The organism is Caldisericum sp., from assembly GCF_049967455.1.
GTDB classification, from domain to species: Bacteria; Caldisericota; Caldisericia; order Caldisericales; family Caldisericaceae; genus Caldisericum; species Caldisericum exile_A.
The window spans coordinates 1-6768 of the sequence record NZ_JBMFSR010000050.1; the positions used below are offsets into that span (position 1 = coordinate 1).

A 6768-nucleotide genomic window follows, 5' to 3' on the forward strand; every position below is an offset into this window, starting at 1 on the left:
GCTCTTGAAGAAAAAATACAGGTCCTTTTGAATCAAGTTTAATGAGTATTGCAACAAACAAAAACAGTGGCAATAAAATAATCAGAGCAATAAACGAAACAACTTTATCAAAGATGTCTTTAATAAGCAATAACAATCTTCTATCCAAAAATCCTCCGTAAAACTAATCCTATCTATCTTATATATTCTACACAAAAATCTGAAATGTGAACAACTACATCAAGAATTGATTGTTTCACTACTTAAGGAAGCCAAAAAGCCTCAACAATTCACTAAAAGCACCTTTGATTGGAAGAATCGACTTTTTTGAGAGAGACGCAAAGACCGATAAAAATAAAATTCCCGTTAAGTAACAGGCAAAACCAAATATTGGTACAATTTGAAATCTATACCTTCGTCTAATATACTTTTTCCAGAACAAGAAGTGGTTATAAATGAGCGATTCATATGAATCAAAGGTTCTTGTTGGATTGGTTGCTGCTTGAGAGGCCAAATGTTCATATAATCCTGCATCTACTAACAGCGCTTTCCCGCCATTTTGAACTATTGAAAATATGAAAGCCCCGTCTTCTCTAACAGGATACCTTGAGACTTCCAGAGACAAGTCTCCATATAATTGTTTTTCAACTAAAAATTGTCGATTTACAGCAATACAACGGCCAAAACCTCCCTCAATCTCGTAAGGTTCACTTAAGTTATGAGTAGCAGGGTATTGATACCCACCACCTGGCAAGTATTTTAATTTTCTCGAATGTGTTGGTACTGCAATTCCAAAAACACCATAAACATATCTTCTTAAGCCATTAAAAATCATATCAGGGTGAAAAGGAATGGTACAGGTAGTTTCTCCCCGAATAACAGGCAAGAAAAGTTTCTTGATAGCATCAAAGTCTTTCAAAAGAACATCATCATCAAGGAGCAGTAGATATTCATTCCTGGTCTCCAATATCCCTTGTTTTCGTTGACTTATCATTCCTTTCTTGCTTTTTACAAATTTTGCAACTTTAGAGAAATACTCCAAGTTCCATTCGTTAGCATCTTCTGGAATAACAATTACGATTTCGGCAGGTTGCAATGACTGATAAGACAAGCATTTTAGTGTTTCTATAATTTTTTCGTTCTTTCCTCTTGTCCTTATAGTGATGCTATAAGATAAATTGTCTAAAGAATCAAGGTCTTCACTAAGCAAATTCGAATTACTATTCATGATAATTTGCTCCATCCAAAATCTCTTTGTAAAGATTCTTCATATCTTTTAGAATAATCTTCAAACTGAATTCCTTTTCAATCTTTTCTCTTCCTCTTCTGCCCATCTCTTTGGCAATTTCTGGATTTTCCATAAGATATATAATTTTATTCGCAAGTCCCTCGATATCTCCAAAAGGCAATAAGAATCCATTTACTCCGTCTTCAACCAGGTCTCTCACGCCTCTTATATTATACGCAACGACAGGTTTTTCCATCGCCATTGCCTCCATAACAGAGACAGGCAAGCCTTCTCTTGAGGAAGCAAAAACAAAAATATCCGATACGCTTAACAGCTTTATCACCTTCTTGGTATATCCGGTAAAGTAAATGTTCTCCTGCAGCTTAAGATTTTTCGCGAGACAAACCAAGTGATTCTTCAGAGAGCCGTCACCTGCGATAACACATTTGAAAGCTTTACCTGCACTTTTCACAGCAAACAAAGCCTTTATTATATGATCAAAATGCTTTTCACCCTCAAGCCTTCCGATGGAAACAAGAATTTTGCCTGTAAAGCCTTCAAGGTTGCCACAGTTCAATATTTCCTGAAGTATCAGGGGTTTTTCTTCTTGGTTTTTCTGAGGACTAATCTTTTCTACATCAACTCCCACTCCTTTTACGTAGAAAACCTTGCCATAAGGAATAAGTTTTTCCTCTAATGCAATCCTATAATCATCAGTGTTTATTGTGATAAGTGCATCGGTAAATCTACCTGCAAATCTCTCTAGACGATAATATACGAAATTTTTAATCTTGCTTCCACGCTCGTGAAAGTGGAAACCGTGAGCAGTATAAACAATATGAGGTATGCCCACTAATCTACCTGCAATCCTACCCAAAAAACTTGCAACCGGTGTGTGGGTATGGAGCATTAGATAATTGTTTTCTTTCATTATTCTGTAAAGCTTTAAAAAAGCTTTTATATTAGAAATGCTGAAAGGATTTCTTCTGAATGGTAAATTATAAACTTTAAAACCTTCTTTTTCAATTTTATCGGTAAAGCCAACATTTGAACAAGCAGCTTCTACTTCGTAATCCATTTCTCTCAATATTTTCATATGTGGAATAAGAAACGCATAAATAGTCGCATCTACAGTCGCAAGAAACATAACTTTTTTTATTTTTTCCTTTTCAAGTCTCATTTGGCCAATTCCTTGTATAAGCTTAGCAAAGTTTTGGTATATTTTTCAATAGAATACTCTTCCTTTACCTTTTTATAAGCATTCGAGGAAATTAAATTTCTGAGATTATCATCATCTAACAACATAAGAATCGCTTTTGATAACTCTTCGGGGTTCTCAGGTTCAACAAAGATACCATCTTTACCATCCTCTATAACTTCAGGAATACCACCAACTTTTGTTGCAATTACAGGAATCCCATTCGCCATCGCTTCAAGAATAACCATCGGCAAGCCTTCCCACCGAGAAGGAAGAACAAAAAGCTTACTTCTCTTCATTAGACCGGTTACGTCTTTTCTCAGACCAAGAAATTCCATACTGTCAATCAATGAAAGGTCTTTTGCGAGTTTTTCATACTCACTTCTTAAAGCACCCTCCCCTACCACCGCAACCTTCAAACTCATTGAATACCTAAATCTAAGTTCACTAACCGCCTTAATAAGGATATCTACGCCTTTCGCTTTTTCCAACCTTCCTACAAACAAAACATCGTATACCTTATGTTTGCTTTCTTCAGTCTTCTCTTCGATGGGAATTGCATTTCTAACTACCACTGCTTTGGTCTTCAAATTGGGCAAATACTGTACAAGTCTCTCTTTAACTAAATCGCTTACGCAAATTATCTTCCCGTATCGAGAATACGCAAACAAGTCAATTGACTTATAGATTTTGACATCCCTTCTTCTATTATAAATACTATGTTCTGAAAAAATGAACTTTGGTTTTTCTTTAAAAAACAAAGAAGCTATTGCACCAAAGATATCAGCAGGGAAAAGATGCACATGAACTATGTCATAATTATTTTGTTTTATATATCTTATTAAACGGGAAATTTTTGAAAAATCATATTTGAAAGATAACCCAAGGTAAAATACCTTTATGTTCTCTTCTTTAAGCTTTTCTTCAAAAATATTACTATGATAAAGTGTACAAATATCGATTTGAATATCTTCGTATTTTTTAGCTTCTATTGCAAAATTTTTAAGCAAGCTTTCTGCTCCACCTGCATATAAGCTATCAATAAGGTTTAAAGCTTTCATTACGGTTCCTCAAAACGGACTCAAAGAACTTTATCCTTTGCTTTTCTTTTGTTTTAATATCTAAATGCAAAATCTGCGTTCTTTCGACTCTTTTCCCTTTCCAATATTTTGCAAAATTCTCTATTTTTTCGATATTTCTTACAATATTTTCAGGAGTATTCGGAAGCTCAAGAAGAAAATCTGCTCCTTCCAAAAAGTCTACATCCTTCCCTGCGATAATAACAGGAAGCCCAAAAGCCAAATATTCTCTAACCTTCAAAGAAGAGCTTTCATTCATACCTATTCGGTGAAGAGCCAATGGACCAAAAGCAATATCTGCTCTTTTAAATACTTCTTTATAACTAATAATGGGAATTTTCTTGTACGTGATTACATTACTTGGAAAGTTGCAACTATCTACACCTATTAGGTGAAATTTCCATTCTGTTTTTAATCTTGCTAATTGAATAATTTTATCAACTCCATGCCAGGGGGCATTACTTCCAATGAAAACGAAATTATAATCGTCAGCAACAGAAGGAGGAAAAAGTTCATATTCAGGCAAATCTATGCTGTTTCCAATTACTATTCTTGGCTTCTTAAAAATTGTATTAAAAAAATAATTTTGAATTTCATTTGTAACAAAAATAATCCCCGAAGAGAATAAAAAAGTTAAATTTCTAAAAACTAAATTATAAAGACAACGAGCTAAATTCTTTCCAAGGCAATTCTCTCTTACATCATTAGTGTTTACTTCTACGATCACGGGAAATTTTAAAAAGAGATGTAGCAATGGTGGATATAAAGCCTCGTAACGCATATATATAAGATCTGGAGACCATTGTTCTATTGCCTTCTCAGCTTTATACCATGCTTTTATCCTAGTAGGATAATTGCTTCTTTGGTATTTAAACACTCTCCAGTGTGATTCCAATAAAGGAATACCAGAATTGAATTCTGTAACTTGAAAAACTTCGACCTCATTTCTTAAGTTTACCCACGCTTTTATTTGTGAAAGAACCTTTTTGTAAACTCCACTAACAAGATACTCTTTCTCAAAATTACAATGTATTAGATAAGCAATCCTCATTGTCCATTCCTTTTAGATTAATAGTTGAGATAAGTCCTAAAGAAAGCCATATATAAGGCCATAAATAAGACCTTGAAATTATTATAGCAGATAAGCAAAACCCAAACAATATAAGCGGAAAAGATTGCTTATATAGAACAAAAATATCTAAGCTTTTCTTTAACATCATAAGCGTAAGAACTAGAAAAACAAAAAAGGGACCAATACCATAAGCTACTAAAAAAGAAAGCCAATTATGTATATAACCACCAGGCCCAAATTCAATGTACTCTGCCATATATTCACCAAAAATCCAACTGTCAGCTAAAACCCTCAAATTTTTCTGAAAAATTTCAACCCTCGCTTGCCAAGCACTTGGCGAAGTGAAACTTAATAACATTCGTCGAAAAACTAACTGTATTTGACCACTATTGTTTTTACTTAAAATAACCAGCAAAACTACTAAAGAAGCAACTAACATTAAAAAAGTTAACCTTCCAAAAATCTTTTTTAGTCCTTTCGAGCTCTTCTTGTAATCAAAAACTAAAAAAATCCCCCCAAAAAATGTGTAAAGTAAAAATGAAGTTCTTGAAAACGAGAAAAACAGCGCAATTAAGCTGGTAACATAAACAAAAGTTTCTAAATATAAATTGTTAATCTGTAATAAAGCAAAAAGTGACAAAATTGCAAATGAATCTCCTATAGATTGATAATTATATCCAAAATCTGACTGATAGTTTTTAAAATAAAGTACAAATATCCCCTGATTTTTTTCCCCAAGAAAAACACCCAAAAAGATTACGCACACAAAGAAGATTGTCACTAACAAAGTAATTTTATTATATCGAACGTTGGTAATTAGTTTGCAATAATTTCTCCCAAATTCGAAACCAATAAGAAGCATTAATAAAGTCAAAAGCAAAGTCCCAACTGAGTTCTTTAGAAATTCAGTCACACCAACCTGAGCAGAAATTATTGGGAACCAAATAAAATGGAGAACTGCAATCCAAAGGATCAATATCCATAATAACACTTCGCCCTTGCTTAATTTCTCTCCTCTAAATATTTGTTTAAAATAGGAAAAAATAATCGGTATAAGAAGAAAAACATACAGTATTGGTGAGCTAACTTTTGGAACAAAGCCAATAAATGACAAATATGAGTAAATAATTATAAGGCAAAAAAATAAATAACCAAAATATGTAAATTTCAATTCTCTATCATTCATTCAACTAAATTCCTATTTATCTTAAAAATTCGTATTAAATCGTATAGGTACATTGCAAATCCCAATGGTATAGCAATTATGAATTGTAATTTCGAAAAGGAAGAGTAAAACCTTATCATTTTTCTATGAAAAGAAAATCTACAATAGTTTACCATAGCTCGGAATTTGTGTGATAGCGGTACATACAGATCCCTAATTTCTAAAAATTCTTTATAATAAAGGCATGCCGCATTTGGATTTCGCGCTCTAATCAATACAGATTTATTAGATAAACCGTCCTTTCGGTATTCTACAACTTTCCAAACCTTATTGACATATCTAACTTTGTATGCTTTTGCAATTCTGTTCCAAACTAATGCTTCGGTAACAAAACTTCCAACTTCTTCTGGAAATTTATAAAACTTCAAGATGTCATTTCGAAAAACTTCGAACTTGTCCCCTTTTACATTGAAAAGTGTTCTTATCTCAACGGGATTAGAATCCAAGATATCACGAGGGAAGGCGCTTCCAACTACTGAACCATCCTGAAACACGCACAAACCAGCTACTCCTGCAAAATTTTGTCTTTCACTTTCTGGTATTCCTAACCACGTTTCTCTAATTGAAGAAAGAGCTTCAGGAAGAAGATAATCATCAGAGTCTATTATAACAATTAGAAACCCTTTTGCTCTTTCAACTCCTCTATTGATAGCCATATGTTTGCCCTTATTCGTTTGAAAAAGATATTTTACTAAAATATTACCTTGCTTAAATTCTTCAACAATTTTTTTTGTATCATCCGTAGATCCATCATCAATAATTATCCATTCAAAGTCGTTGAATGTTTGAGCATTTAAGGCCTCGTAAATTCTCCTTAAAAGTCCTCCTCTATTAAACGTTGGCGTTATGACTGTAAAAAAATAAGTTTTATTTTCCATTCTTCTTTAATTATACCTAAATTGAGCGATTTTTTATCACTCTAAAAAAGTTTAGTACTTTTTTGAAAAAATTGCAAGTTTTTGGAGCATATTTTTCTATTTTTTATTT

Annotated in this window: 7 protein-coding genes; all 7 read right to left on the reverse strand. The window is 33.1% G+C overall.

What is annotated here, in order from left to right; all coding sequences use genetic code 11:
* A partial coding sequence (locus ACP5SP_RS07110) for a sugar transferase (RefSeq protein ID WP_428076353.1) occupies window positions 1-148 on the reverse strand: 148 nt, incomplete at its 3' end.
* Between the two features lie 90 nt (window positions 149-238).
* Window positions 239-1222, reverse strand: a complete 984-nt coding sequence (locus ACP5SP_RS07115; protein WP_428076347.1) for a glycosyltransferase — start codon at window positions 1220-1222, stop codon at window positions 239-241.
* Window positions 1200-2387 carry a glycosyltransferase family 4 protein gene (locus ACP5SP_RS07120; RefSeq protein WP_428076348.1) on the reverse strand — a complete coding sequence of 396 codons (1188 nt, stop codon included), beginning with the start codon at window positions 2385-2387 and terminating at the stop codon, window positions 1200-1202. The genes ACP5SP_RS07115 and ACP5SP_RS07120 overlap by 23 nt, the downstream gene beginning before the upstream one ends.
* Window positions 2384-3466: a glycosyltransferase gene (locus ACP5SP_RS07125; protein ID WP_428076349.1), complete on the reverse strand. Its 1083-nt coding sequence runs from the start codon at window positions 3464-3466 to the stop codon at window positions 2384-2386. The genes ACP5SP_RS07120 and ACP5SP_RS07125 overlap by 4 nt, the downstream gene beginning before the upstream one ends.
* The gene (locus tag ACP5SP_RS07130) at window positions 3444-4535 is read right to left on the reverse strand and encodes a hypothetical protein (protein ID WP_428076350.1); all 1092 of its coding nucleotides are present in this window, start codon (window positions 4533-4535) and stop codon (window positions 3444-3446) included. Before ACP5SP_RS07130 ends, ACP5SP_RS07125 begins: the two co-directional genes overlap by 23 nt.
* Entirely contained in the window at window positions 4507-5742 is a 1236-nt protein-coding gene (locus ACP5SP_RS07135) for a hypothetical protein (RefSeq protein WP_428076351.1), read from the reverse strand. The genes ACP5SP_RS07130 and ACP5SP_RS07135 overlap by 29 nt, the downstream gene beginning before the upstream one ends.
* Window positions 5739-6659, reverse strand: coding sequence for a glycosyltransferase family 2 protein (locus ACP5SP_RS07140; RefSeq protein ID WP_428076352.1), 921 nt, complete (start codon window positions 6657-6659; stop codon window positions 5739-5741). Before ACP5SP_RS07140 ends, ACP5SP_RS07135 begins: the two co-directional genes overlap by 4 nt.
* Window positions 6660-6768 lie beyond the last annotated feature (109 nt).